The sequence below is a fragment of the Cellulomonas sp. SG140 genome (assembly GCF_025770785.1).
Taxonomy (GTDB): Bacteria; Actinomycetota; Actinomycetes; order Actinomycetales; family Cellulomonadaceae; genus Cellulomonas.
Window position 1 is genome coordinate 61993 of record NZ_JANZLA010000006.1, and the last position, 23333, is coordinate 85325.

Below are 23333 nucleotides of genomic sequence, written 5' to 3' on the forward strand. Positions count from 1 at the left end.
GGTCTGCCCTACCGTGGCCCCATGAGCAGCGACGACGCCTGGTCCGACCTCGTCTCGCAGGTCCGGGCCTGGATCGACGACGACCCAGACCCGACCACCGCCGCGGAGCTGACGGCCCTGCTGGCCCGCGCCGAGACTCCCGAGCGGCCGGCCGCGGGCCACCGGACCGACCCGGCCCACCAGCGCGCACGGCAGGACGCCGAGATCGCCCGGGCGGAGCTCGCGGACCGGTTCTCCGGGCTGCTCGAGTTCGGCACCGCCGGTCTGCGCGGGGCGATGGGTGGCGGTCCCCACCGGATGAACCGTGCGGTGGTGATCCGGGCTGCCGCCGGCCTGGGCCAGTACCTGCTCGGTGAGCTCGAGGGGCTCACGCCGCCGCCCCGGGTCGTCGTCGGCTACGACGCCCGGCACCGTTCCCGCGACTTCGCGCTCGACTCCGTCTCGGTGCTGACGGCGGTGGGCATCGAGGCGCTGCTGCTCCCCGCGGCCCTCCCGACACCGGTCCTGGCCTTCTGCGTCCGGCACCTGGGCGCGGACGCCGGCATCATGGTCACCGCCTCGCACAACCCGGCGGCCGACAACGGGTACAAGGTCTACCTCGGGGGTCGGGTCACGGAGGACGCCGCTCGCGGTTCGCAGATCGTGCCTCCGGTCGACGCGGCGATCGCCGCGCACATCGCCCACGTCCGCTCCGTCGCCTCCGTGCCACGCGCCGAGTCCGGCTGGCGGGTGCTCGGCACCGACGTTGTGGACGAGTACGTCGCGGCAACCCTGTCCGCCGCACCCTCGGCACCCGCCGACCTGGCGCTGGCCTCCGACCTGCGCATCGTCCTGACTCCGATGCACGGCGTGGGCGCCCGGGTCGCCACCCGGGTGCTCGCCGAGGCGGGCTTCACGCACGTGAGCCTCGTGCCGGAGCAGGCCGAGCCCGACCCGGACTTCCCCACCGTGGCGTTCCCCAACCCCGAGGAGCCCGGCGCTCTCGACCTGGCGCTGGGGCTGGCGCGCGACGAGGGCGCCGACCTGGTGCTCGCCCTCGACCCGGATGCCGACCGGTGCGCCGTCGGGGTGCTGGACCGCCGCGCCCGGTCCTTCCACGGTCCGGACACGGCCGCCGCCGAGGGCTGGCGCGGGCTGCACGGCGACGAGACGGGGGCGCTGCTCGGCTGGTCGGTGGCGGAGGAGCTGTCCGGGCGTCCCGGTGCCGTGCTGGCCTCGTCGATCGTGTCGTCACGCCAGCTGGAGTGCATCGCCACCGACCACGGTCTCGGCTTCACCCCCACCCTGACCGGGTTCAAGTGGCTGTCCCGCGTCGAGGGGCTGGTGTTCGGCTACGAGGAGGCGCTCGGCTACTGCGTCGACCCGCAGCACGTCCACGACAAGGACGGGATCAGCGCCGCGCTCCGGGTGGCTCGTCTCGCAGCCGGCCTCAAGGGCCAGGGCCGGACGCTGCTGGACCTGCTGGACGACCTGGCGCGGCGCTACGGCCTGTACCTGTCCGGGCAGGTCGCGGCGCGCTTCGAGGACGTCGCGGGCATCGCGGCCGCCGTCGACCGGCTCCGCTCCGCACCGCCGTCACGCCTCGGCGGCTCGCCGGTGGTGCGCATCGACGACCTCGCGGCGGGCACGGACGACGACCGCGGCGGCCTGCCGCCCACCGAGGGCCTCCGCCTGCTGACCGAGGACGGCACCCGCGTCGTCGTGCGGCCGAGCGGCACGGAGCCGAAGGTGAAGTGCTACCTCGAGGTGATCGTCCCCGTCGCACCGGACGCCTCGGACGCGGACGTCACCTCGGCACGCACCACGGCACGGTCCCGCCTCGACGTGCTCGCTCGCGAGATCAGCTCCGCGCTCGGCCTGTAGCGGCGCGAGCCTGGTCGGCCGTCCTGACGGCGGCGACGACGCAGTGCGGCGAGAGGGGCGGGTGCCTGCGCACCCGCCCCTCTCCCGTGCCGACCTACCGACCCGTCTGCCGACTCAGTACGACCCCTCGTCGGCCGTCAGACCGCCCAGCACCGCGGCGGTGGAGGACAGGCCCAGCCGGGTCGCACCCGCGTTGATCATCGCGATCGCATCCGCCGCCGTCCTGATCCCGCCGGACGCCTTGATGCCGAGCCGGCCGCCCACCGTGCCGGCCATGATCCCGACCGCCCGCACCGTCGCACCACCCGCCGGGTGGAACCCCGTGGAGGTCTTGACGAAGTCGGCACCGGCCGCCGCGGCCGCCCGGCACGACTCGATGATCTCGTGGTCGGACAACGCCGCCGTCTCGAGGATCACCTTCAGCACCGTCGGGTGCGGCGCGGCCGCCCGGACCGCCGCGATGTCGGCCTGCACGTCCTCGAACCGCCGCTCCTTGGCCGCGCCGATGTCGATCACCATGTCGACCTCGTCGGCACCGTCCCGCACCGCACGGGCCGCCTCGGCGGCCTTGACGTCGCTGTGGTGCTTGCCGGACGGGAACCCGACCACGGTCGCGACCTTCAGGTCCGGCGCACCGTCGAGACCGACCGGGATCTCCAGCGGGAGGAAGGACGGCGAGACGCAGACGGCGTACACCCCGAGCTGCACGGCCTCGGCCACCAGGGCGTTCACATCGGCCCGCGTCGCCTCGGGCTTGAGCAGCGTGTGGTCCACGAAGGTCGCCAGGCCGGCGGCGTCCAGCGGCCGGTGGGCGCCCTCGAGGGTGATGTGGTGGTTCATGCGCGGTGCCTCCCGCCAGCAGCCCGGGCGAAGCCCGGGGTGATGACCTCGTCGATGAGTCGGGTCCGCTCGTCCTCGTGGACGAACGCGTGGTGTGCGGCGGTCAGCGTGACGCGCCGCAGGTCGTCGAGGGTCCAGCCGGCCTGCTCGACCAGCTGCCGCAGCTCGCGACCGAGGGTGGTGCCGGACTGCAGCCGGTTGTCGGTGCTCACCGTGACGGCGAACCCGAGACGCAGCAGCCGGGTGATCGGGTGGTCCGCCACCGAGGTGGCGGCACCGGTCTGGATGTTCGAGGACGGGCACAGCTCGAGGGCTATCTCTCGGTCCCGCACCCAGTGCGCCAGCGTGCCGAGCTGTCCGTCCGCCGCGACGTCGTCGGCGATCCGCACGCCGTGACCCAGCCGGCAGGCACCCACCTGCACGGCTTCCGCGATCGAGTCCAGACCCGCAGCCTCACCGGCGTGCACGGTTACCGGGAGCAGCCCGGCGCGCAGCGCGCCGAACGCGGACGTCAGGCGCGAGGGCGGGAAGCCGGCCTCCGGCCCCGCGATGTCGAACCCGACGACGCCACGGTCCCGGTACGCGAGCGCCAGAGCCGCCACCTCGTCGCCCCGGTCCGCCTGCCGCATCGCGGAGAGGAGCGTTCGGACCCGGATCGTCCGGCCCTGAGCAGCGGCCTCCTGCTCCCCCTCGGCGAAGCCGGCGAGCACCGCGTCGAGCACCTGCTCGAGGCCCAGGCCGCCCAGCTGGTGCTGCTCGGGGGCGAACCGCTCCTCGGCGTACACCACGCCGTCCGCGGCGAGGTCCAGCACCGCCTCGCGTGCGACGCGGTGCAGCGCCTCGGCCGTCTGGAGCACCGCGACGGTGTGGGCGAACGTCTCGAGGTACCGCTCCAGGGACCCCGACCCGGCCGCCCGCACGAACCAGTCGCCGAGCTCGTCCGGGTCGGACGTCGGCAGCTGGTGACCGACCGCGGCGGCGAGGTCCACCACCGTGGCGGGTCGCAGACCACCGTCCAGGTGATCGTGCAGCAGCACCTTCGGCAGGCCGGCCACCAGGTCCGTCAGGGGCTGCGCCGGCGCGGGTGCTCGGGTCCCGTCCCGTCCGCCACCGGCCGGTGCGGGCGGGACCGTCAAGGATCCGTCGGGGGCGTTGTCCGGTGCCACGGAGGGCTCCGGCAGGCTCGTCATGCGCTCACCGTAGTGTCGGCGGGTCGGTGCCCGGGACCACTGCGCACGTGCTCTCAGATCTCGTCGGGCTCGTCGTCGGGACCGACCTCGATGTCCTGCTCGACGACGTCGGCCTCCGCGGCGGCGTCGTCACGGTCGGGCCGCGGGAAGTCCGGGGCGTACTCCTCCGCATCGGGCTCCGGCTCGGCCTCGTCGGTCAGCCGGCGCGGGACCTCCGGGTCCACCGGCTCGAGGCCGGCGTCCCGCCAGGACTCCTGTCCGGGCACGGTGCTCATCGGTCCTCCCGGGGTCGACGCTGTCCCTCTCCCATCCTGGTCCGACGCCGGGCCGCGCGCCAGCACCGGAGCGCGCCGGTCGCGCGTCGGCCGCGGTGGCGCGGACCGGACCGCCACCACCCGTGACGTGGCTCAGTCGGCGACGCGCTCGAGGACCAGCGGGCCCCGCTCCGGAGCCGCGTCCGCGCTGATGCTGACGGCGCCGGCGAGCGCCTCGCGTGCCCGGCCGAACCGTTCCGGGGTGTCGGTGTGCAGCGTCATCAGAGGCTGTCCGGCACGGACCCGGTCGCCCGGCTTGGCGTGCAGCTGCACACCCGCCCCGGCCTGCACCGGGTCCTCCTTGCGGGCACGCCCTGCCCCGAGCCGCCAGGCGGCGATGCCGACGGCGTAGGCGTCCAGGGCGGTGAGCACCCCGTCGGCCTCCGCGAGCACCTGCTCCGTCTCGCGTGCGACCGGCAGCGTCGCGTCGGGGTCGCCGCCCTGCGCGGCGATCATCGACCGCCACACGTCCATCGCACGACCGTCGGCGAGCGCGGCGGCGGGATCGGCGTCGGGCCGTCCGGCGCCGGCCAGCATCTCCCGCGCCAGGGCGACGGTCAGCTCGACGACGTCCGCCGGTCCACCGCCGGCCAGCACCTCCACCGACTCGCGCACCTCGAGGGCGTTGCCCGCGGTGAGGCCCAGCGGCGTCGACATGTCCGTCAGCAGCGCCACCGTGCGCACCCCGGCGTCGGTGCCCAGCGCCACCATCGTCTGCGCGAGCTCGCGAGCCCGGTCGACGTCCTTCATGAACGCCCCGGAGCCGACCTTCACGTCGAGGACCAGCGAACCGGTGCCCTCGGCGATCTTCTTGCTCATGATCGAGCTGGCGATCAGGGGGATCGCCTCGACCGTGCCGGTGACGTCGCGCAGCGCGTACAGCTTGCGGTCGGCCGGCGCCAGGCCGGAGCCGGCAGCGCAGATCACGGCACCGACGTCCTCGAGCTGGCGCAGCATCTCGTCGTTGGACAGCGACGCCCGCCAGCCGGGGATCGACTCGAGCTTGTCGAGCGTGCCGCCCGTGTGACCCAGACCGCGGCCGGACAGCTGCGGCACCGCCACGCCGAAGACGGCCACGAGCGGTGCGAGCGGCAGCGTGATCTTGTCGCCGACGCCGCCCGTCGAGTGCTTGTCGGACGTCGGCCGCGACAGCCCGGAGAAGTCCATCCGCTCGCCGCTGGCGATCATCGCCGCCGTCCAGCGGGCGATCTCGGCACGGTCCATCCCGTTCAGCAGGATGGCCATGGCCAGGGCGGACATCTGCTCGTCGGCGACGACGCCGCGCGTGTAGGCGTCGAGCACCCAGTCGATCTGCGCGTCCGACAGCCGACGGCCGTCCCGCTTGGCGACGATGACGTCGACCGCGTCGAAGGCTTCGGTGCTCATCGCTGCTCCCCTGCTCGGGTGCCGAGGTCGGTCGGTCCGAAGGCGTCCGGCAGCACCTCGCTCATCGGCCGGACGCCCGACACGGTCTCCACCAGCAGGTCGGGGCCGCCATGCTCGAACAGCAGCTGCCGGCACCGACCGCACGGGGCGAGCACCTGCCCGTCACCCGCCACGCAGGTGAACGCGACCAGCCGGCCGCCGCCGGACACGTGCAGGCCTGACACCAGGGCGCACTCGGCGCACAACGTCAGGCCGTACGACGCGTTCTCCACGTTGCACCCCGTCACCACGCGCCCGTCGTCGACCAGCGCGGCGGCTCCCACCGGGAAGTGCGAGTACGGCACGTACGCCCGTCGGGACACCTCGCGGGCTGCCGTCCGCAGCCCGTCCCAGTCGATCGGCATGTCAGCCCTTCACGTACGGGACACCGTCCGCGGCGGGCGCACGCACCCGGCCGACGAAGCCGGCCACCGCGAGCACCGTCAGCACGTACGGCAGCATCAGCATGAACTGGCTCGGCACGGGGGTGCCGACGACCGACAGCACGGACGCCAGCTTGGTGGCGAACCCGAACAGCAGGGCGGCGCCGAGCGACCCGAACGGCGTCCACCGGCCGAGGATCATCGCGGCGAGCGCGATGTACCCGCGGCCGCCGGACATCTCCTGGCCGAACTGCCCGATGTACCCGATGGTGAGGAACGCACCGCCGAACCCGGCGGTCGCCGACCCCATGACGACGTTGCGCCAGCGCACCTTGTTCACCGGGATGCCGACGGTGTCGGCCGCCTCAGGGTGCTCGCCGACGGCGCGCACCCGAAGGCCCCAGCGGGTGCGGAACAGGCCCACCGTCAGCATGAAGACGGCGATGTAGAGGGCGTAGACGATCACCGTCTGCCGGAACAGCACCGGACCGAGCACCGGGATCTTCTCCAGCAGCGGGATCGCGATCGGCTGCATCAGGGGCGGCGTGTTCAGCCGCGCCGAGTTGGGCTTCAGCACCGCGGAGAACAGGAAGCTCGTCAGGCCCACCGCCAGCACGTTGAGCACCACGCCGACGATGATCTGGTTCACCGCGTACCGCACCGTGAACAGGGCGAGCAGCAGCCCGAGCAGGTAGCCGGCGACGGGCGCCGCGAGCAGACCGGCGTAGACGTTGTGCGTCACCGACGCCACGACCGCCGCCGCGAAGGCGCCCACCAGCAGCTGTCCCTCGATGGCGATGTTGACGACCCCGGAACGCTCGCACAGCACTCCACCGAACGCTCCGAACGCCAGCGGCACGGCCAGGAGCAGCGAGCCCTGCAGCAGGTCGACCAGCGACGTCTGCTTGCCGGCGACCGCCCACACCAGGAAGGCGAACACCCACAGCACGCCGAACCCGGCCAGCAGCCACATCGGCGTGCGGCGACGCCGCGCCGTCTGCGCGACCGTGAAGGCGGCGATCAGCAGGCACACCACGCCGATGACGATGTTGGTCGCCTGCGACGGCACGACCAGCGGCGACAGCTGCACCGCGTCGGTCCGGAACGACAGGTCGAACCGGCTGTGCGCGGCCGACGGCGCTCCGACGCCGAACGCGAGCAGGGCCAGCACGCCGAGCGCCGCGACGATGCCGGGCACCCGCCACGACACCTTCGGTGCGACGGCGTCGCGTTCCGGGGCAGCCAGCGGCTGGGCCGGCGGGGTTGCGGTGACGGTGCTCATGCCAGGGCCCCCTCGACGTCGGCGCTGGGCGCCGGCAGACGGAAGATCGTGCGGACCAGACCAGGTGCGGCGATGAACAGCACGACGAGCGCCTGGAGGACCAGCACGATGTCGATCGGCGTGCCGGTGACCACCTCCATGAAGCGACCTCCGGCCGACAGGCCGCCGTACAGCAGGCCGGCCGCGACGATGCCACCGGGCTTGGAACGACCGAGCAGCGCGACGGTGATCGCGTCGAAGCCGATCGTGCCGGCGATGCCGTCGGTCAGGTACTTGCTCGTGCCCAGCAGCTGCACCGCTCCCGCCAGGCCGGCCAGCGCACCGGAGGCCAGCATCACGTACGTCGTCATGCGAGCCACGCTGATGCCCGCCGTGCGGGAGGCGTAGGGGTTCGCGCCGACCGCCCGGAACTGGAAGCCCAGCCTGGAGCGGGACATCAGCCACCACACGAACAGGGCGGCGAGGAGGGCCAGCACGAAGCCCCACGTGGCCCGGTACTGCGAGCCGAACAGCAGCGGCAGCTGCGCGTTCGTCAGCACGGTCTGCGACTTGGGCTCCTGCGAGCCGTGCACGCGGAAGGCCGTCGTGGTCAGCAACCACGCCAGCAGGAACGACGCGACGTAGTTGAGCATGATCGTGACGATCACCTCGTGGGCGCCGGTCCTCGCCTTGAGCACGCCGGCGATGCCGCCCCACACCGCACCGGCGAGGACGCCGACGACCAGCGCGACCAGCACCGCCACCACCGGCGGCAGGTGGAACGTGAACCCGACGTAGCCCGACACCACCGCGCCCATGATCACCTGCCCCTGCGCGCCGATGTTGAACAGCCCGGCGCGGAACGCCACCGCCACCGCGAGCGAGGCGATGATCAGCGGCGTCGAGGTGGTGATCGTCTCGGTCAGCGGCCGGACCGCCTTCAGCACCGTGGTGGCCTGGTAGTCCAGGACGGCTCCCCGGAACAGCGCGGCGTAGGCGCCGCTGACCGAGTGCCACGCGGCGGAGAGCAGGTCGCTGGGCCTGGCGAAGAAGTACCCGGCGGCGGCGGTGACCTTCTTGTCGACCGCCGCGATCAGGATGCCGCCGATCACCAGCGCCAGGACGAACGCCAGGACGGTGGTCAGCACCTCGCCGCTCGAGACGCGTCGCAACCACGACGACGCCCGCTCCTCGCTCGACGGCTCCGGCGGCGCGGCCGGCGGTGCCGCAGCCCGGTCGGGAACCAGCTCGTCGGTCACGGGACCTCACCCTCCTCGGGCCCGGCGGCAGCCGCCGCGGACGGGTCCTGCTCGATCAGCGTCTCTGTGGTGGGGTGCTCGGCGGCATGGCGCTGCGCCTCCTCGTATGGCACGCCGGCCATCATCAGGCCGAGCACGTCGCGTGGGGTGTCGCCGGGGACGATGCCGACGATCCGACCGCGGAACATCACGGCGACGCGGTCCGCCAGGGCGCTGACCTCGTCGAGCTCGGTGGAGACGATCAGCACCGGGGTGCCGTTGTCCCGCTCGGCGACGATCCGCCGGTGCAGGAACTCGATCGAGCCGACGTCCACGCCGCGCGTGGGCTGGCTCGCCACGAACAGGCGCAGCGGCCGGGACATCTCCCGGGCGACGACCACCTTCTGCTGGTTGCCGCCGGAGAGGCGTTCCGCGGGCTGCTCCGGCCCACGGGTGCGGATGTCGAACTCGGCGATCCGCGCCTCGGCGTTGGCCTTGATCGCCGGGAGGTCCATGCCGAGCCCCCCGCGGAACCGGGCGTCTGCGAACAGGTCGAGGACCAGGTTCTCCGCGACGGTGAACTCCCCCACCAGCCCGTCGTGCGAGCGGTCCTCGGGGACGAAGCCGACGCCGTGGTCCAGCACCTCGCGGACGGAGCTGCCGACCAGCTCACGGCCCTCGAGCACCATCGACCCGGTGGCCGGCACCAGCGCCAGGATCGCCTCGGCGAGCTCGGACTGCCCGTTGCCCTGCACCCCGGCGATCGCCAGGATCTCGCCCCGCGCGAGGTCGAACGAGACGTGGTCCACCACGCGGGCTCCGGTGCGGTCCGTCACGACGAGGTCCCGCACGGACAGGGCCACCTCGCCGGGCTGCGCAGGTGCCTTGTCCACCTGCAGCATCACCGAACGGCCGACCATCATCGCCGCGAGCTCGGACTCCGGGGCACCCGGGTCGGCCTGACCGACCACGCGACCCCGCCGGATGACGGTGATCACGTCCGCGACCGCCTTGACCTCGCGGAGCTTGTGGGTGATGAAGACGATCGACGTCCCGGCCGCGCGCAGCTGCCGCATGATCTCGATCAGCTCGTCGGTCTCCTGCGGCGTCAGCACCGCGGTCGGCTCGTCCAGGATCAGCACCTTCGCGTCCCGGGCCATCGCCTTGATGATCTCGACCCGCTGCTGCACGCCGACCGGCAGGTCCTCGATCACGGCGTCGGGCTCGACGTCGAACCCGAACCGTGCGGACAGCTCGCGCACCTGACGGCGTGCGGCATCCAGGTCCAGCAGCCCGGCCCCGCGGGTCGACTCGTGACCGAGCATCACGCTCTCGGCGACGGTGAACACCGGCACGAGCATGAAGTGCTGGTGCACCATGCCGATCCCCGCGGACAGGGCGTCCGCCGGACCCTTGATCTTCGCCGGCTGGTCGTCGATGAGGATCTGCCCCGAGTCCGGCTCGTACAGGCCGAACAGGACGTTCATCAACGTCGACTTGCCTGCGCCGTTCTCGCCCAGCAGGGCGTGGATCTGACCCGGCTCGACGACCAGGTCGATGCGGTCGTTGGCCACCAACGGCCCGAACCGCTTGGTGATCCCCCGCAGCTCCAGCTTCACGTGCCCCTCCTCGGGCCTGCCGACGCTGGCCGGCCCCGCCGACCGCACCGACGACAGTAGCGGCCAGGGTCGGCCGCGGGCTCAGACGCGACCGAGCCGGCCCGGGACGTGCCCGGACCGGCTCGGTCGACGGACTCAGGAGGCCTTCGGCGAGTTCGCCGACTGGACCGTGATCTTGCCGGAGATGATGTCGGCCTTCAGCTGGTCGACCTCCGACTTCAGGTCGGACGGCACCTTCGAGTCGAGGTCGTGGTACGGCGCGATGCCGACCCCGTTGTTCTTCAGCGTGCCGACGTACGGCGTCGCGTCGAACTTGTTCTGCGCGGCGTCGGTCACGGCGGAGCCGACGGCCGCACCGATCAGCTTCATCACCGAGGTGAGGATGATCGACGAGGAGTCGGGGTTGATCAGCGCACCGTCGGAGTCGACCCAGATCACCAGGGTGCCCGGGGTGGCCTTGGCGGCCGTGAGGGCGTCGAGCGCCGCGCCGCCGGCGACGGGCAGCAGGATGTCCGCACCCGCGGCGACCAGCGAGTCGGCGTTGGCCTTGCCCGAGCCCGGGTCGAACGGGCTGTTGCCGCCGTCGAACAGGCCGTCCTGCTTGGCCTTGTCCCACCCGATCAGCTGGACGTTCTTGCCCTTGACCTGGTTGTACTTCGCGATGCCGTCGGCGAAGCCGTCCATGAACACGGTGACCGTCGGGATCTTCAGGCCGCCGTAGGTGCCGACCTTGCCGGTCTTCGACATGCCTGCGGCGAGGTAGCCCGCGAGGTACGCGGCCTGCGCGGTGTCGAACTCGAGCGGCTTGACGTTCGGCAGCGTGAGGGCGTTGCCCTGGGCGTCGGTGGGCTGGGCGTCCACGAGCGCGAACTTGGTGTTGGTGTTGGCCTTGGCTGCGTCACCGGTCGCCGTGGACAGCTTGAAGCCGACCGTCACGATGATGTTGCAGTTCTGGCTGAGCATGTTCTGGATGTTCGGCGTGTACGCGTCGTCCGTCTTCGACTCGGCGCTGGCCGTCTGGATGCCCAGCTTGCCCGCGGCGTCCTTCAGGCCCTGGAAGCCGGACTCGTTGAAGGACTTGTCGTTGAAGCCGCCGGAGTCGGAGACGATGCAGCCCTTGAAGCTGGAGTTGGCTGCACCGCTGGCGGCTGCCGACGAGCTCGAACCACCGGTCGTCGTCGGGGCGCTGCCGCACGCCGCGAGCGCGAGGGCGATCGCGCCGGTCAGCGCCGCCGCTCGAATCACGTTCTTCACTGGGTCTCCTGGGGTTCTCGTCGCCGCGCCGGCGGCCAGGGGTCCGAGCCGGCGACGACGCGCCGTTGCGCCGCCGCCGGGTCGGAAGCCGACCGGCATCGATCAGACGCGACCCTAGTGAGCGGGGCGTGTCCGTCGCGTTACCTGGCGGTATCGATCGAGCATCCGTTACCGCATTGGTACCTGGATCGGTCGCGCACGCGGCCGGACGGGTGACGGTGTCGGCAGTGCGGCGCTCAGCGCACCGTCTCGACAGGCTCGTGCCGGCCACCGAGCATCGCAGCGCGGGCCAGCAGGAGCGCTCCCGCCTCGATCGCGCGCTCGTCGACCCGCAGGTCGCCCTGATGGATGTCGTACGTGTGGCCGCCGGGGGTCCGGGTGCCCAGCCGCGCCAGCGCCCCTGGCACCTTGGTCAGGTACCACGCGAAGTCCTCGCCGCCGAGCGACTGCTCGGTCAGCGTGACGGCGTCGGGCCCCAGCACGTCCCGGGCAGCCGCCTCGAGCACCGCGGTGCTCCGCTCGTCGTTCTCCACGGGTGGCACACCGCGCTCGTGGCGGACCTCGAGCTCCACGCCGTAGGGCTGGACGACCTCGCGCACGGCGGACTCGAACACCTCCGAGGCGTGCTCCCACGCGCGGACGTCGAGGCAGCGGAGGGTGCCGGACAGCGAGCCGGTCGGCGGGATCGCGTTGGGTGCGGCCCCGGCGCGCACAGCTCCCCACGTCAGGTTCACGCCCGAGCGCGGGTCGAGGCGCCGTCCCAGCACGGCAGGCACCTGGGTGATCACCTGAGCGAGGGCGAACACGACGTCGGCCGTCAGGTGCGGACGCGAGGTGTGACCGCCGGGGCCGGTCAGGGTGACGTACACCTCGTCGGACGCCGAGGTGATCGGGCCGATGCGGGTGCCGACCAGGCCGACGTCGAGCTTGGGGTCGCAGTGCACCGCGAAGATCTGCGCGACACCGTCCAGGCCGCCGGCGCTCATCACGTCGATCGAGCCGCCCGGCTGGACCTCCTCCGCGGGCTGGAACACGAGCCGCACCGCGGTGCGCAGGTCCCCCGTCGCGTCGAGCTGCGCCAGCGCGAGACCGGCGCCGAGCACGGCCGTGGTGTGCACGTCGTGGCCGCACGCATGGGCGACGTTGCGCACCGTCGAGGTCCACGGAAGCTCGCAGCGGTCGGCCAGCGGGAGCGCGTCGATGTCGGCGCGCAGCGCCACGCGGCGGACGTTGGGCCCGGTGGGGCCGAGGTCGCACAGCAGACCCGCGCCCGGCAGGAGTCGCGGGCGGAGCCCGGCGGCGGCGAGCCGGTCGGCGACCACGCGCGTGGTGCGCTTCTCGGTGCGGGCCAGCTCGGGGTGGGCGTGCAGGTCGCGCCGGATCGCGACGAGCTCCGGACGGAGGGCACCGACGATGCCGTGGAGGCGTGCCGCGAGCGCAGTCTCGGGCGCCGGCGTCAACGACGTGATCGGCGGCACGGGGTCGGTCGAGGCGGTCAGCTGGAGCGGTAGCACGGAATCCGGCTCGGGCTGCGACACACGACGAGCCTAGTCGCGGCCCGCGACGCCCCACCGGGGGCGACCAGCGGCCGGACGCCAGCCGCTGCGCCCTGCCGTCAGAGCAGGTCCTCCCGGCCCCGGCCCCGCCAGCCGTCCACCGCGGCCTTCACCGCCTGGGCGTGCTCCCGGGTGGTGACCAGGACCGCGTCGGTGGTGTCCACCACCACTGCTCCCGGCACCCCGACCACCGAGACGGTCCGACCGCCGGTCACCACCAGCGCGTCGGCGGCGTCGACCCGCAGCACGGCGGCGTCGTCGCCGAGCGTCGTGCCGCCCGCCGCCTGCAGCAGCGCGCCGAGCGAGGCGAAGTCGCCGATGTCGTCCCAGCCGAACTCGCCGGGCACCACGGCGACGCCGCCGGCGGCGGCGACCGGTTCGGCGATCGCGTGGTCGATCGCGATCTTGGTCAGACCCGGCCAGATCCGGGCCAGCGCAGCGTCCCGCTCCGGGGTGTCCCACGCCCGCGCGAGCTGGCGCACGCCGTCCGCCAGCGCCGGCAGCTGCGTGGCGAGGTGGTCGAGCAGGACCTGCGCCTTGACGATGAACATGCCCGCGTTCCAGCGGTACTCCCCGGTGGCCAGGTACTCCGCGGCCGTCTGCGCGTCCGGCTTCTCGGTGAAACCGACGACGTGCCGGGCGCTCGGCGCCTCGGGCACCCCGAGCGGCGCACCGGCGTGCACGTAGCCGAACGCGGTGGACGGTTCGGTGGCCGCGATGCCGATGGTCGCGACGTAGCCGGCGCGCGCGGCCGCGACACCCTCGCGGACCGCCCGGCCGAACTCCTCGGCACCGCTGATCACGTGGTCGGCGGCGAACGAGCCGAGCACCACGTCCGGACCGTGCCGGTGCTCCAGCACCGCGGCCGCCAGCCCGATCGCGGCCATCGAGTCCCGCGGTGACGGTTCCGCCAGCACCCGCTCGGTGCCGTCGGCCAGCAGCTCGGGCAGCTGACCGCCCACGGCCGCGGCGTGGCGCGCACCGGTCACCACGAGCACGTTCCCCGCACCGGTCAGCGGCGTCAGCCGGTCCACCGTCGCCTGCAGCAGCGTGCGCCCGGTGCCGGTGAGGTCGAGCAGGAACTTCGGGTGGCCGGCACGAGACAGCGGCCACAGCCGGGTGCCGGCACCCCCCGCCGGGACGACGGCGTGGAAGCCGGGGACGGGCGTCGTGGCGAGGTCGGCGGGCATGGCGGCCAGGGTAGCGGCGCACGTGCCGGGCGGCGCCGGGCAGGGTCGTCGGGACGGCCACGCCGGGACCATCGGTCCGGAGCCCCGCGGCCCGGTCAGTACAGTGACCCCAGGACGTCGACGTCCTCCCCCGTGAACCTTCGCCAGGAAGGCCCTCAAGTGCCTACAGCGCCCTCAGCGCCGGCCGGAACGCTCTACCGCGGGCGGGAAGGCATGTGGTCGTGGGTCGCGCACCGCGTCACCGGCGTCGCGATCTTCTTCTTCCTGCTCGTGCACATCCTCGACACCGCGTTGGTGCGGGTGTCGCCCGAGGCCTACAACTCGGTGATCGGCACGTACAAGAACCCCGTGATGGGCCTGGGCGAGGCGGGGCTGGTCGCAGCGGTCGTCTTCCACGCCTTCAACGGCCTGCGGATCATCCTCGTGGACTTCTGGGCCAAGGGCGCCCGGTACCAGCGCGTGATGCTGTGGGTCGTCGTCGGGCTGTGGGTGCTCACCATGGCCGGCTTCCTGCCGCGACACCTGATGCACGTGTTCGGAGGGGGGAACTGATGAGCGCGATCGCCGATCCGAAGGCGCCGTTCGTCCGCCGCAACCGGCGGACCACCCGCGGCAACACCGAGCTGTGGGGCTGGATCTTCATGCGCGCCTCGGGCGTGCTGCTCGTCGTGCTGATCTTCGGCCACCTGTTCGTCAACCTGTGGGCGGGCAAGGGGATCCACGCGATCGACTTCGGCTTCGTCGCCGGCAAGTGGGCGTCCCCGTTCTGGCAGGTCTGGGACCTGCTCATGCTGTGGCTGGCGATGATCCACGGCACGAACGGCGTCCGGACCGTGATCAACGACTACGCCGAGCGGGACACCACCCGGCTGGTGCTCAAGTCGGTCCTGGCGCTCGCGTTCGTCGTGGTGGTCGTGCTGGGCACCCTGGTGATCTTCACCTTCGACCCGTGCCCGGCGGGTGCCCCCGCGAACCTGCTGCCGTCGTTCTGCCACGCCTGATCGCGCCCGAGACCCGAGGACAACCATGCAGACCCATCAGTACGACGTGGTGATCGTCGGCGCCGGCGGCGCCGGCATGCGGGCGGCGCTCGAGTCGTCCACCCGCGCGCGCACGGCGGTCATCTCCAAGCTGTACCCGACCCGGTCCCACACGGGCGCTGCGCAGGGCGGCATGTGCGCCGCGCTCGCCAACGTCGAGGAGGACAACTGGGAGTGGCACACGTTCGACACCGTCAAGGGCGGTGACTACCTGGTCGACCAGGACGCCGCCGAGGTGATGGCCAAGGAGGCCATCGACGCGGTGCTCGACCTGGAGAAGATGGGCCTGCCGTTCAACCGCACGCCCGAGGGTCGGATCGACCAGCGCCGCTTCGGCGGCCACACCCGCAAGCACGGCGAGGCCCCGGTGCGCCGGGCCTGCTACGCGGCGGACCGCACCGGCCACATGATCCTGCAGACGCTGTACCAGAACTGCGTGAAGCAGAACGTCGAGTTCTACAACGAGTTCTACGTGCTCGACCTGCTGGTGGACCACGACCTCGCGGCCGGCCACGTGCCGGAGGGCGAGGAGGTGCACGCCTCCGGCGTCGTCGCGTACGACCTGGCCAGCGGCGAGATCCACGTGTTCCAGGCCAAGTCCGTCATCCTGGCCACGGGTGGCGCCGGCAAGATCTTCAAGACGACGTCGAACGCGCACACCCTGACCGGTGACGGCATCGCCCTCGCCTACCGGCGCGGCATCCCGCTGGAGGACATGGAGTTCTTCCAGTTCCACCCGACGGGCCTGGCCGGGCTCGGCATCCTGCTGTCCGAGGCCGCCCGCGGCGAGGGCGCGATCCTGCGCAACAGCGAGGGCGAGCGCTTCATGGAGCGCTACGCCCCGACCATCAAGGACCTGGCGCCCCGCGACATCGTCGCGCGGTCGATGGCCAACGAGGTGCGCGAGGGACGTGGTGCAGGACCGAACAAGGACTACGTCCTGCTCGACCTGACCCACCTCGAGCCGGCGCACATCGACGCGAAGCTGCCGGACATCACCGAGTTCGCCCGGACATACCTCGGCGTCGAGCCGTACACCGAGCCCATCCCGGTCTACCCCACCGCCCACTACCTGATGGGCGGCGTGCCGACCAACATCCGCGGCGAGGTGCTGCGCAACGAGACCGACGTGATCCGGGGGCTCTACGCCGCCGGCGAGTGCGCCTGCGTCTCGGTGCACGGCTCGAACCGGCTCGGCACCAACTCGCTGCTGGACATCAACGTGTTCGGCAAGCGGTCCGGCATCGCCGCCGCCGAGTACGCCGCGGACGCCGAGTGGGTGGAGCTGCCGGAGAACCCGGCCGAGTCGGTCGAGGCGGAGCTCGAGGGCATCCGCACCCGGCCGGACGGCGAGCGGGTGGCGGACATCCGCCGGGACCTGCAGCAGACGATGGACACCAACGCCCAGGTGTTCCGCACCGCGGAGTCCCTGACGCAGGCGCTGGAGGACGTCAAGGCCCTGCAGAAGCGGTACCAGGCCGTCTCCGTGCAGGACAAGAGCCGCACGTTCAACACGGACCTGCTCGAGGCGGTGGAGCTCGGCTTCCTGCTCGACATCGCGGAGACCGTGGTGGTCGGCGCCCTGAACCGCAACGAGTCCCGCGGCGGCCACTTCCGCGAGGACTTCCCCAAGCGCGACGACGCCGGCTACATGCGCCACACGCTCGCCTACCGCCGTCCGCTGTCGGTGGACCCGGCGGAGACCGACGGCGACCAGGAGGGCTCGTTCCACCGGGTCACCCAGTTCGACGACTACCAGCTGGTCCTGGGCTCGAAGCCCGTCACCGTCACCCGCTACCAGCCGATGGAGCGCAAGTACTGATGACAGCAACCATGGACAAGCCCGCTGCCTCCGGCGCCCCCATGGGCGAGGTGCCGACGTTCGAGGTCCGGCTGAAGATCCGCCGCTACCAGCCTGCGGACGCCGAGCCGGCGCCCTACGGCGAGGTGGTGGAGCAGGGACCCTCGACGTGGCAGGAGTTCGTGGTGCAGGTGCACGGCACCGACCGCGTGCTCGACGCCCTGCACAAGGTGAAGTGGGAGCAGGACGGCTCGCTCACGTTCCGCCGCTCGTGCGCCCACGGCGTGTGCGGCTCGGACGCGATGCGGATCAACGGTCGCAACCGGCTCGCGTGCAAGACGCTGCTCAAGGACCTCGACCCGACCAAGCCGATCGTCATCGAGCCGATCAAGGGCCTGGCCGTGATCAAGGACCTCGTGGTCGACATGGAGCCGTTCTTCGCCTCGTACCGCGAGATCATGCCGTTCCTCATCACCTCGGGTAACGAGCCGACCCGCGAGCGCCTGCAGTCGCCGACCGAGCGGGCGCGTTACGACGACACCACCAAGTGCATCCTGTGCGCCTGCTGCACGTCGAGCTGCCCGGTGTTCTGGAACGACGGGCAGTACTTCGGCCCCGCCGCGATCGTGAACGCGCACCGGTTCATCTTCGACAGCCGCGACGAGGGCGGCTCGCAGCGTCTGGAGATCCTCAACGACAAGGAAGGGGTGTGGCGCTGCCGCACCACCTTCAACTGCACCGAGGCGTGCCCGCGTGGCATCGAGGTCACCAAGGCGATCGCCGAGGTCAAGCGGGCGATGATCACCCGGGCCTTCTGAGCGTCGGCCTCCTGCAGCTCAGCCTCGCGAGCCGACCTTCGCGCCCTCCGGCGCGGGGGTCGGCTCCGGCTGTGTCAGGGGCGGGTTCGCGGTCCAGGCGACGGCGAGCAGGACGATCCGCGACACGAGGTTGATCCACAGCAGCAGCACGACGATGACGGCGAACGACGCCAGCACCGGGTTGTGGCGCACGCTGCCGGACACCACCGACGTGCCCAGCACCCGGACGACGCCCAGACCGACGCCGGCGATGGCGGCGCCGCCCAGCAGGTCCTTGCGCGGCGGCGACTCGCCGGCCAGGACCTTGACCACGACGACGAACGTCACCGCGTCGACGACGAACGTGACCGCGATGCCGAGCACCCGGCCGGCGAACCGGGCCATCGACCCCCACCCGACCGCACCGAGCAGCCAGTCCGCCGCGGACGTCAGCGCGAGCCCGAGCGCGGCGGACACCAGCACCGCGATGCTCATCGCCGCGAACCCCCCGAGCTCCCGGAGCTTGTTCGACAGGGTGCTGCCCTGCTGCATCCGGCCGAACATCGCGCGGACGCTGGTCTGCAGGGCCCCGACCGCGGACAGTGCGCTGAGCACCAGCGTGACCAGCGCGACGATCCCGGCCACCGAGAGCCCGGCCGAGAGCCGCAGCTGGTCGGGCTTGATCACGCCCTTGCCGTCGCCGGTGTCGATCAGGCCCGGCAGGGTGTTCGCCACGGTGCTGATGACGCGGTCGTGCACGGCCTTGTTCTTGCCGAGCACCAGCATGAACACAGACCAGCCGAGAGTCAGGGCCGAGAAGACCGCGAACAGGGCCGCGTAGGCGATGCCCCCGGTCAGCAGGCCGCCGCCCGCGGCGCTGAACCGCGAGTTCGCTCGGCCGGCACGGCTGCGCTGCCACCACGCCAGCAGACGCTTGACCCGCTCCACGAGCGCGGACCACGGACCAGCCCCGGATCGTCGGGCGCCGGCACCAGGCCCCTCGGGATCCGGTGCGGCTGCCGCGGCGCGCGCATGTGCAGCGCCGGAGCCAGCCGGAGGCTCGACGGTCGGGTCGGTCTGATGGTCCACGGGCCGACCCTAGGTCGGCCGCACCACCCTGGCATCCGGTGCCGCGGGCTGCGGAACCCCCGCACGAGCGGCGCCGCCGCGCAAGCGGAACGTGCGGACGGCGCACCACGTCCCGTCGTCGTCCTGCTCGTAGCGGCTGAACCCCGTCACCACGAAGGTCGCCTCGAAGCCGGAGAGCCGGTCGAAGACCTCGTCCAGCACCGGCTCGGGCACCCCGTGCGCCACCGTGACGTGCGGGTGGTACGGGAACCGCACCGGTGTGGACAGCGGACCCTGACGGATCCCGCGCTCGAGCTGCTCGCAGTCGGAGATGCCGCGGCTCAGCTGGAGGAACACCACGGGGGTCACGGGCCGGAACGTGCCGGTCCCCCGCAGCTGCACGACGAACGGGCGGTGCGCGGACGCGACCGCCGCCAGGTGCGCGTCCACGTCGTCGAGCGCCCCGGCGACCAGGTCCGTCGGACCGAGCAGCGTGATGTGCGGTGCGATCGCATGCGCCTCCGGGTCCCCGGTGGCGATGCGCTCGGCGCGCAGCACGGGACCGTGCGGCTCGGGGACGCCGACGACGACGCCGATCCGCACCACACCGGGCGGCACGGTCATCGGCGCCCTCGGCGGGCGAGCAGACCGGACCGCTCGTAGAGCCGGTCGAGGGTGACGGCCGCGATGTCGCGGGCCTTGCCGGCGCCCTCCGCGAGCACCTCGTCGAGCGCAGCCGGGTCGGCGAGGAAGTGCTGCACCCGCTCCTGGAACGGGGTGAGGAAGTCGACCACGACCTCGGCGAGGTCCTTCTTCAGGTCGCCGTAGCCCCGGCCCTCGTACTCGGCCTCGAGCTGCGGCACCGACCGGTCCGTCAGCGCGGAGAAGATGGTCAGCAGGTTGGCGATGCCGGGCTTGGCGACCGGGTCGAACCGGATCTCCCGCTCGGTGTCCGTCACCGCGGAGCGGATCCGCTTGGCCACCACCTTCGGGTCGTCGAGCAGCTCGATCAGCCCGTTGGGGCTCGCCGCCGACTTGCTCATCTTGGCCGTCGGGTCCTGCAGGTCGTAGATCTTCGCCGTGCTCTTGACGATGAACGCCTCGGGCACCACCACCGACCCGGCTCCGAGCCGGGCGTTCAGCCGCTGGGCGAGCGTCCGGCTGAGCTCCAGGTGCTGACGCTGGTCCTCGCCCACCGGGACGAGGGCCGTGTCGTACAGCAGGATGTCGGCGGCCATCAGCACCGGGTAGGTGAACAGGCCGACGTTGGTGCCCTCCGTGCCGTGACGCGTCGACTTGTCCTTGAACTGGGTCATGCGACCCGCCTCGCCGAACCCGGTGTGGCAGGACAGGAGCCAGGCGAGCTCGGCGTGCTCCGGCACGTGGGACTGGACGAACAGCATCGACCGCGTCGGGTCCACCCCCGCCGCCAGGTACTGGGCCGCCGTGCGACGGGTGCGCTCGCGCAGCACCGCGGGGTCCGGGCCGACCGTCAGGGCGTGCAGGTCGACGACGCAGTAGATCGCGTCGTGGTCCTCCTGGAGCGCCACCCACTGCGTCAGGGCGCCGAGGTAGTTGCCCAGGTGCAGCGAGTCGGAGGTCGGCTGCATCCCCGAGAACACCCGGGGCATGCCGGCGGTCAGCATCTGCGTGTCTCTCCTCATGTTGCCTCGTCGTCGTACGGAGCCGGTCCCGCGAGACCGACGTCGGACGACGGTACCGGCGAGCCCGTGGCACCGGTTGCCGGGCGGGCCACGGGCCCCGCGGGAACCCGCCCGGAACCGGACCCGTCGTCCAGCAGCGCCTCGCGCACGATGCGGCGCGGGTCGTACCGACGCGGGTCGAGAGCTTCCCAGTCGATGCCGGTGTCACCGAGCTCGGAGTCGACCCGGGCGCGCGCGTCCGACGCCAGCTGGCGCAGGCCCCGTGCCCAGCGGGCGAGCTGCTCGGCGTAGGCCGGCAGGCGTTCGGGCCCCACGACGAGGGCCACGACGACGAGCAGGATGATCAGCTCGCCACCGTTGATACCGAACACCGGGCAAGGCTACCCCGCAGGGATCGGCGCCCCCGGACGCCGGCTGCCCGCTCGGACTGCGGTCAGGGGCCGGCCAGCACGTGCGCGACGGTCGACCAGCCGCGGCCGATCCGAGCCGGCACGCCGTCGTCGAACGGCGTCGCCGGGAACGCGGCCACGAGGGCCTCGACGCTGTCGTCGCGCGCGGCCGACACCATCTCGACCACGCTGCCGTCGGACTGCCACACGAGGTGCCGCGGCGACGTGGAGAGCACGTACACGGCCCGGCCGCCCACCTGGTGCACGGCGACCCCGTGCAGCGCGGTGGTGTCCAGCCGCCCCTGCCTCTCGGTCACGACGACCGTGGCGCCCGTCGGACCGGTCAGGTCGAGCTCCACCGACGTCCCCGCCGAGTCGCTGCGGAGCGCGGCCACCGCCCATCCCGCGGGCAGCTGCGGAGCCGTCCAGCCGCCGCCTGCGAGCGCATCCACCGTCGACGTCGACGCGGTCCGCACGGTGCCGCCCGCGGACGGCGCCGGGGCCGCCGCCTGCCCGAGCAGCCCGAGGGCGACGGCCGGGTGGTCCGTGGGCACGACCGCGGGTCGGGCCCCGAGCGCGAAGAGCCCCGTCGCGGCCAGGCCCAGTCCGGCGACCGCTCCGACCACGAGGCGGCTCGGCGACCGGCGTGCGGTCACCTCGCCGCGCAGCGCGCGGGACTGACCACGCAGACCGAGGGCGCCGACCGCCGGGCGGAGCGTGAACGCACGGGCCAGCTCCTCGGAGCGCGGGCCGGCGAACGGGTCCCGTGGCGCGGGACGGCGCTCGGGAGCGGGGGCCAGGGACAGGAGCCGGGCCGTCAGATCGGGTGCGGGGTCGACCGGGTCGGCGGCGGAGGCCAGCACGTCCCGGGCACGCCGGGCGGCTGCGAGCTCGCCGGCGCAACGCGGGCACCCCGCGACGTGGGCGAGCGCCCGCTCCGTCTCCGCGACGGACAGCTGGTGGTCGACCAGCGCGCTGATCCGCGAACCGAGGTGGGTCATCCCCGTGCCCCCGCGACGGGTACGGCGTCGCCGCCGAGCGCGAGCCCGACCGGCCCGCCGTCGTCCGCCTGCGGCCGCCGGTGCTCGAGCGACACCCGCAGCCGTGCCCGCGCCCGGTGGATGCGCGAGCGGACCGTGCCGAGCTTGATCCCGAGCGTGACGGCGATCTCCTCGTAGGAGAGCCCCTCGATGTCGCAGAGCACCACGGCCGCGCGGTACTCCGGGGGCAGCTCGTCCAGCGCCCGCTGCACGTCCTGGTCGAGGTTGCCGTGCTCGAAGGCGCGCTCGGGCGAGGCGAGCTCGTCCGACGTGGTCCACCGCTCGGTGTCGTCGCCCATCGCGTCGATCCGGATGCGCTTGCGGCGACGCGCCTGGTCGAGGAAGAGGTTGGTGGTGATCCGGTGCAGCCAGCCCTCGAACGTGCCGGGCACGTAGGAGTCGAGCGAGCGGAACACCCGGACGAAGGTCTCCTGCGTCAGGTCCTCGGCGTCGTGCCGGTTGCCGGTGAGCCGGTAGGCGAGCCGGTACACCCGAGCAGAGTTGTCCCGGACGATCGCCTCCCACGTCGGGGCCTGCCACTCGGCGGGCTGCGTGGTCATCTGGTCCAGGTCCTCCTCCGGGCGGGTGGCCCGTTCGACGTCGACGGCCGGGTGCGGTCGTCTCGTGGGTCGTCCGCCGATCCTCCCAGGGCCGAGCGGCTTCCCACCACTGCGCAACGTCCTGACGGGTCGATCGGTTCCGCCTCCACCGGCCCTCGACACGGCACCGATACGCTGACCCGCGGAAACGCCATCAGGAGGTCGCCATCCCCACCGACAAGGCCCAGAGCTGGGTCTACTGCGAGGAGTTCGTCCCCGAGGACGACGTGCTGCGCCGTGCCCGCGAGCGCGCCGACCAGCTGGGTTGCACGCCGGTGCTGCCCGGCACCGGCGCTGCGCTCCAGGTGCTCGCGGCCGCCAGCCGGGCCCGTGCGGTGGTGGAGATCGGCACGGGTGCCGGCGTCAGCGCCCTCTACCTGCTGCGCGGCATGCCCGCGGACGGCGTGCTCACCACGATCGACGTCGAGGTGGAGAACCAGCGCGCCGCCAAGGAGGCGTTCGCGGAGGAGGGTGTGCGACCCACCCGGACGCGCACGATCTCCGGGCGGGCGCTCGACGTGCTGCCCCGGCTGACGGACGGCGCGTACGACCTCGTGCTGGTGGACGCGGACAAGGAGTCCTACCCCGCCTACGTCGAGCAGGCCGTGCGCCTGCTGCGCTCCGGCGGCGTGCTGGCCGTGGACAACGCGCTCTGGCACGACCGGGTGGCGGACCCGGCACGGCGCGACGAGACGACGACGATCGTCCGCGAGGTCGGCCGCACCGTCCGCGACGACGCCCGGCTGATCTCGACGCTGCTGCCCAGCGGTGACGGGCTGCTGGTGGCCGTCCGCCGCTGAGC

General features: G+C 72.8%; 23 protein-coding genes. 6 read left to right on the forward strand and 17 right to left on the reverse strand.

What is annotated here, in order from left to right:
- Nucleotides 1-21: 21 nt before the first annotated feature.
- Nucleotides 22-1863: a phospho-sugar mutase gene (locus N0B34_RS12170; protein WP_263731665.1), complete on the forward strand. Its 1842-nt coding sequence runs from the start codon at nucleotides 22-24 to the stop codon at nucleotides 1861-1863.
- A gap of 114 nt (nucleotides 1864-1977) precedes the next feature.
- On the opposite strand, the gene deoC is transcribed toward N0B34_RS12170, so the two are convergent.
- The 11 genes from deoC to N0B34_RS12225 all read right to left on the reverse strand — a co-directional run bounded on the left by deoC (nucleotide 1978) and on the right by N0B34_RS12225 (nucleotide 14133).
- Complete coding sequence (deoC, locus tag N0B34_RS12175; protein ID WP_263731666.1) at nucleotides 1978-2703, reverse strand: deoxyribose-phosphate aldolase; 726 nt, start codon at nucleotides 2701-2703, stop codon at nucleotides 1978-1980.
- Nucleotides 2700-3893, reverse strand: a complete 1194-nt coding sequence (locus N0B34_RS12180; protein ID WP_263731667.1) for an adenosine deaminase — start codon at nucleotides 3891-3893, stop codon at nucleotides 2700-2702. The genes deoC and N0B34_RS12180 overlap by 4 nt, the downstream gene beginning before the upstream one ends.
- A gap of 53 nt (nucleotides 3894-3946) precedes the next feature.
- Complete coding sequence (locus tag N0B34_RS12185; RefSeq protein ID WP_263731668.1) at nucleotides 3947-4168, reverse strand: hypothetical protein; 222 nt, start codon at nucleotides 4166-4168, stop codon at nucleotides 3947-3949.
- Nucleotides 4169-4300: 132 nt separating this feature from the next.
- Nucleotides 4301-5593: a thymidine phosphorylase gene (locus N0B34_RS12190; RefSeq protein WP_263731669.1), complete on the reverse strand. Its 1293-nt coding sequence runs from the start codon at nucleotides 5591-5593 to the stop codon at nucleotides 4301-4303.
- Complete coding sequence (locus tag N0B34_RS12195; protein ID WP_263731670.1) at nucleotides 5590-5997, reverse strand: cytidine deaminase; 408 nt, start codon at nucleotides 5995-5997, stop codon at nucleotides 5590-5592. The genes N0B34_RS12190 and N0B34_RS12195 overlap by 4 nt, the downstream gene beginning before the upstream one ends.
- A gap of 1 nt (nucleotide 5998) precedes the next feature.
- Complete coding sequence (locus N0B34_RS12200) at nucleotides 5999-7297, reverse strand: ABC transporter permease (protein ID WP_263731671.1); 1299 nt, start codon at nucleotides 7295-7297, stop codon at nucleotides 5999-6001.
- Nucleotides 7294-8535, reverse strand: a complete 1242-nt coding sequence (locus N0B34_RS12205) for an ABC transporter permease (RefSeq protein WP_263731672.1) — start codon at nucleotides 8533-8535, stop codon at nucleotides 7294-7296. The genes N0B34_RS12200 and N0B34_RS12205 overlap by 4 nt, the downstream gene beginning before the upstream one ends.
- Nucleotides 8532-10133 carry an ABC transporter ATP-binding protein gene (locus tag N0B34_RS12210; protein ID WP_263731673.1) on the reverse strand — a complete coding sequence of 534 codons (1602 nt, stop codon included), beginning with the start codon at nucleotides 10131-10133 and terminating at the stop codon, nucleotides 8532-8534. The genes N0B34_RS12205 and N0B34_RS12210 overlap by 4 nt, the downstream gene beginning before the upstream one ends.
- A 135-nt stretch (nucleotides 10134-10268) precedes the next feature.
- Nucleotides 10269-11387 (reverse strand): BMP family lipoprotein, encoded by a 1119-nt coding sequence (locus N0B34_RS12215; protein ID WP_263731674.1) that lies wholly within the window; start codon nucleotides 11385-11387, stop codon nucleotides 10269-10271.
- A gap of 236 nt (nucleotides 11388-11623) precedes the next feature.
- On the reverse strand, nucleotides 11624-12847 hold the full coding sequence (locus N0B34_RS12220) for an amidohydrolase (protein WP_263731846.1): 1224 nt from the start codon (nucleotides 12845-12847) through the stop codon (nucleotides 11624-11626).
- A gap of 155 nt (nucleotides 12848-13002) precedes the next feature.
- On the reverse strand, nucleotides 13003-14133 hold the full coding sequence (locus N0B34_RS12225) for a mannose-1-phosphate guanylyltransferase (RefSeq protein WP_263731675.1): 1131 nt from the start codon (nucleotides 14131-14133) through the stop codon (nucleotides 13003-13005).
- A 159-nt stretch (nucleotides 14134-14292) separates the two neighbouring features.
- On the opposite strand from N0B34_RS12225, the gene sdhC reads away from it, so the two are divergent.
- Genes sdhC through N0B34_RS12245 form a run of 4 tightly spaced genes read left to right on the forward strand, consistent with a single transcriptional unit; the run spans nucleotide 14293 to nucleotide 17792 of the window.
- On the forward strand, nucleotides 14293-14685 hold the full coding sequence (sdhC, locus tag N0B34_RS12230) for a succinate dehydrogenase, cytochrome b556 subunit (RefSeq protein ID WP_263731676.1): 393 nt from the start codon (nucleotides 14293-14295) through the stop codon (nucleotides 14683-14685).
- Entirely contained in the window at nucleotides 14685-15134 is a 450-nt protein-coding gene (locus tag N0B34_RS12235; RefSeq protein WP_263731677.1) for a succinate dehydrogenase hydrophobic membrane anchor subunit, read from the forward strand. The genes sdhC and N0B34_RS12235 overlap by 1 nt, the downstream gene beginning before the upstream one ends.
- A gap of 25 nt (nucleotides 15135-15159) precedes the next feature.
- A complete protein-coding gene (gene sdhA / locus N0B34_RS12240) occupies nucleotides 15160-16995 on the forward strand; it encodes a succinate dehydrogenase flavoprotein subunit (RefSeq protein ID WP_263731678.1) in 1836 nt (611 codons plus the stop codon).
- Nucleotides 16995-17792, forward strand: coding sequence for a succinate dehydrogenase iron-sulfur subunit (locus tag N0B34_RS12245; RefSeq protein WP_263731679.1), 798 nt, complete (start codon nucleotides 16995-16997; stop codon nucleotides 17790-17792). The genes sdhA and N0B34_RS12245 overlap by 1 nt, the downstream gene beginning before the upstream one ends.
- Before the next feature lie 18 nt (nucleotides 17793-17810).
- On the opposite strand, the gene N0B34_RS12250 is transcribed toward N0B34_RS12245, so the two are convergent.
- The 6 genes from N0B34_RS12250 to sigE all read right to left on the reverse strand — a co-directional run bounded on the left by N0B34_RS12250 (nucleotide 17811) and on the right by sigE (nucleotide 22492).
- Nucleotides 17811-18860, reverse strand: a complete 1050-nt coding sequence (locus tag N0B34_RS12250) for a YihY/virulence factor BrkB family protein (protein WP_263731680.1) — start codon at nucleotides 18858-18860, stop codon at nucleotides 17811-17813.
- 9 nt (nucleotides 18861-18869) lie between these two features.
- Nucleotides 18870-19463 (reverse strand): 2'-5' RNA ligase family protein, encoded by a 594-nt coding sequence (locus tag N0B34_RS12255; protein ID WP_263731681.1) that lies wholly within the window; start codon nucleotides 19461-19463, stop codon nucleotides 18870-18872.
- Complete coding sequence (gene trpS / locus N0B34_RS12260; RefSeq protein ID WP_263731682.1) at nucleotides 19460-20503, reverse strand: tryptophan--tRNA ligase; 1044 nt, start codon at nucleotides 20501-20503, stop codon at nucleotides 19460-19462. Before trpS ends, N0B34_RS12255 begins: the two co-directional genes overlap by 4 nt.
- Complete coding sequence (locus N0B34_RS12265) at nucleotides 20500-20874, reverse strand: Sec-independent protein translocase TatB (protein ID WP_263731683.1); 375 nt, start codon at nucleotides 20872-20874, stop codon at nucleotides 20500-20502. Before N0B34_RS12265 ends, trpS begins: the two co-directional genes overlap by 4 nt.
- A gap of 62 nt (nucleotides 20875-20936) precedes the next feature.
- Nucleotides 20937-21893, reverse strand: coding sequence for a zf-HC2 domain-containing protein (locus tag N0B34_RS12270; RefSeq protein WP_263731684.1), 957 nt, complete (start codon nucleotides 21891-21893; stop codon nucleotides 20937-20939).
- Entirely contained in the window at nucleotides 21890-22492 is a 603-nt protein-coding gene (sigE, locus tag N0B34_RS12275; RefSeq protein WP_263731685.1) for an RNA polymerase sigma factor SigE, read from the reverse strand. The genes N0B34_RS12270 and sigE overlap by 4 nt, the downstream gene beginning before the upstream one ends.
- A 206-nt stretch (nucleotides 22493-22698) precedes the next feature.
- Between sigE and N0B34_RS12280 the strand changes: the two genes are divergently transcribed.
- On the forward strand, nucleotides 22699-23331 hold the full coding sequence (locus N0B34_RS12280; protein WP_263731847.1) for an O-methyltransferase: 633 nt from the start codon (nucleotides 22699-22701) through the stop codon (nucleotides 23329-23331).
- The last annotated feature ends 2 nt before the right edge of the window (nucleotides 23332-23333 follow it).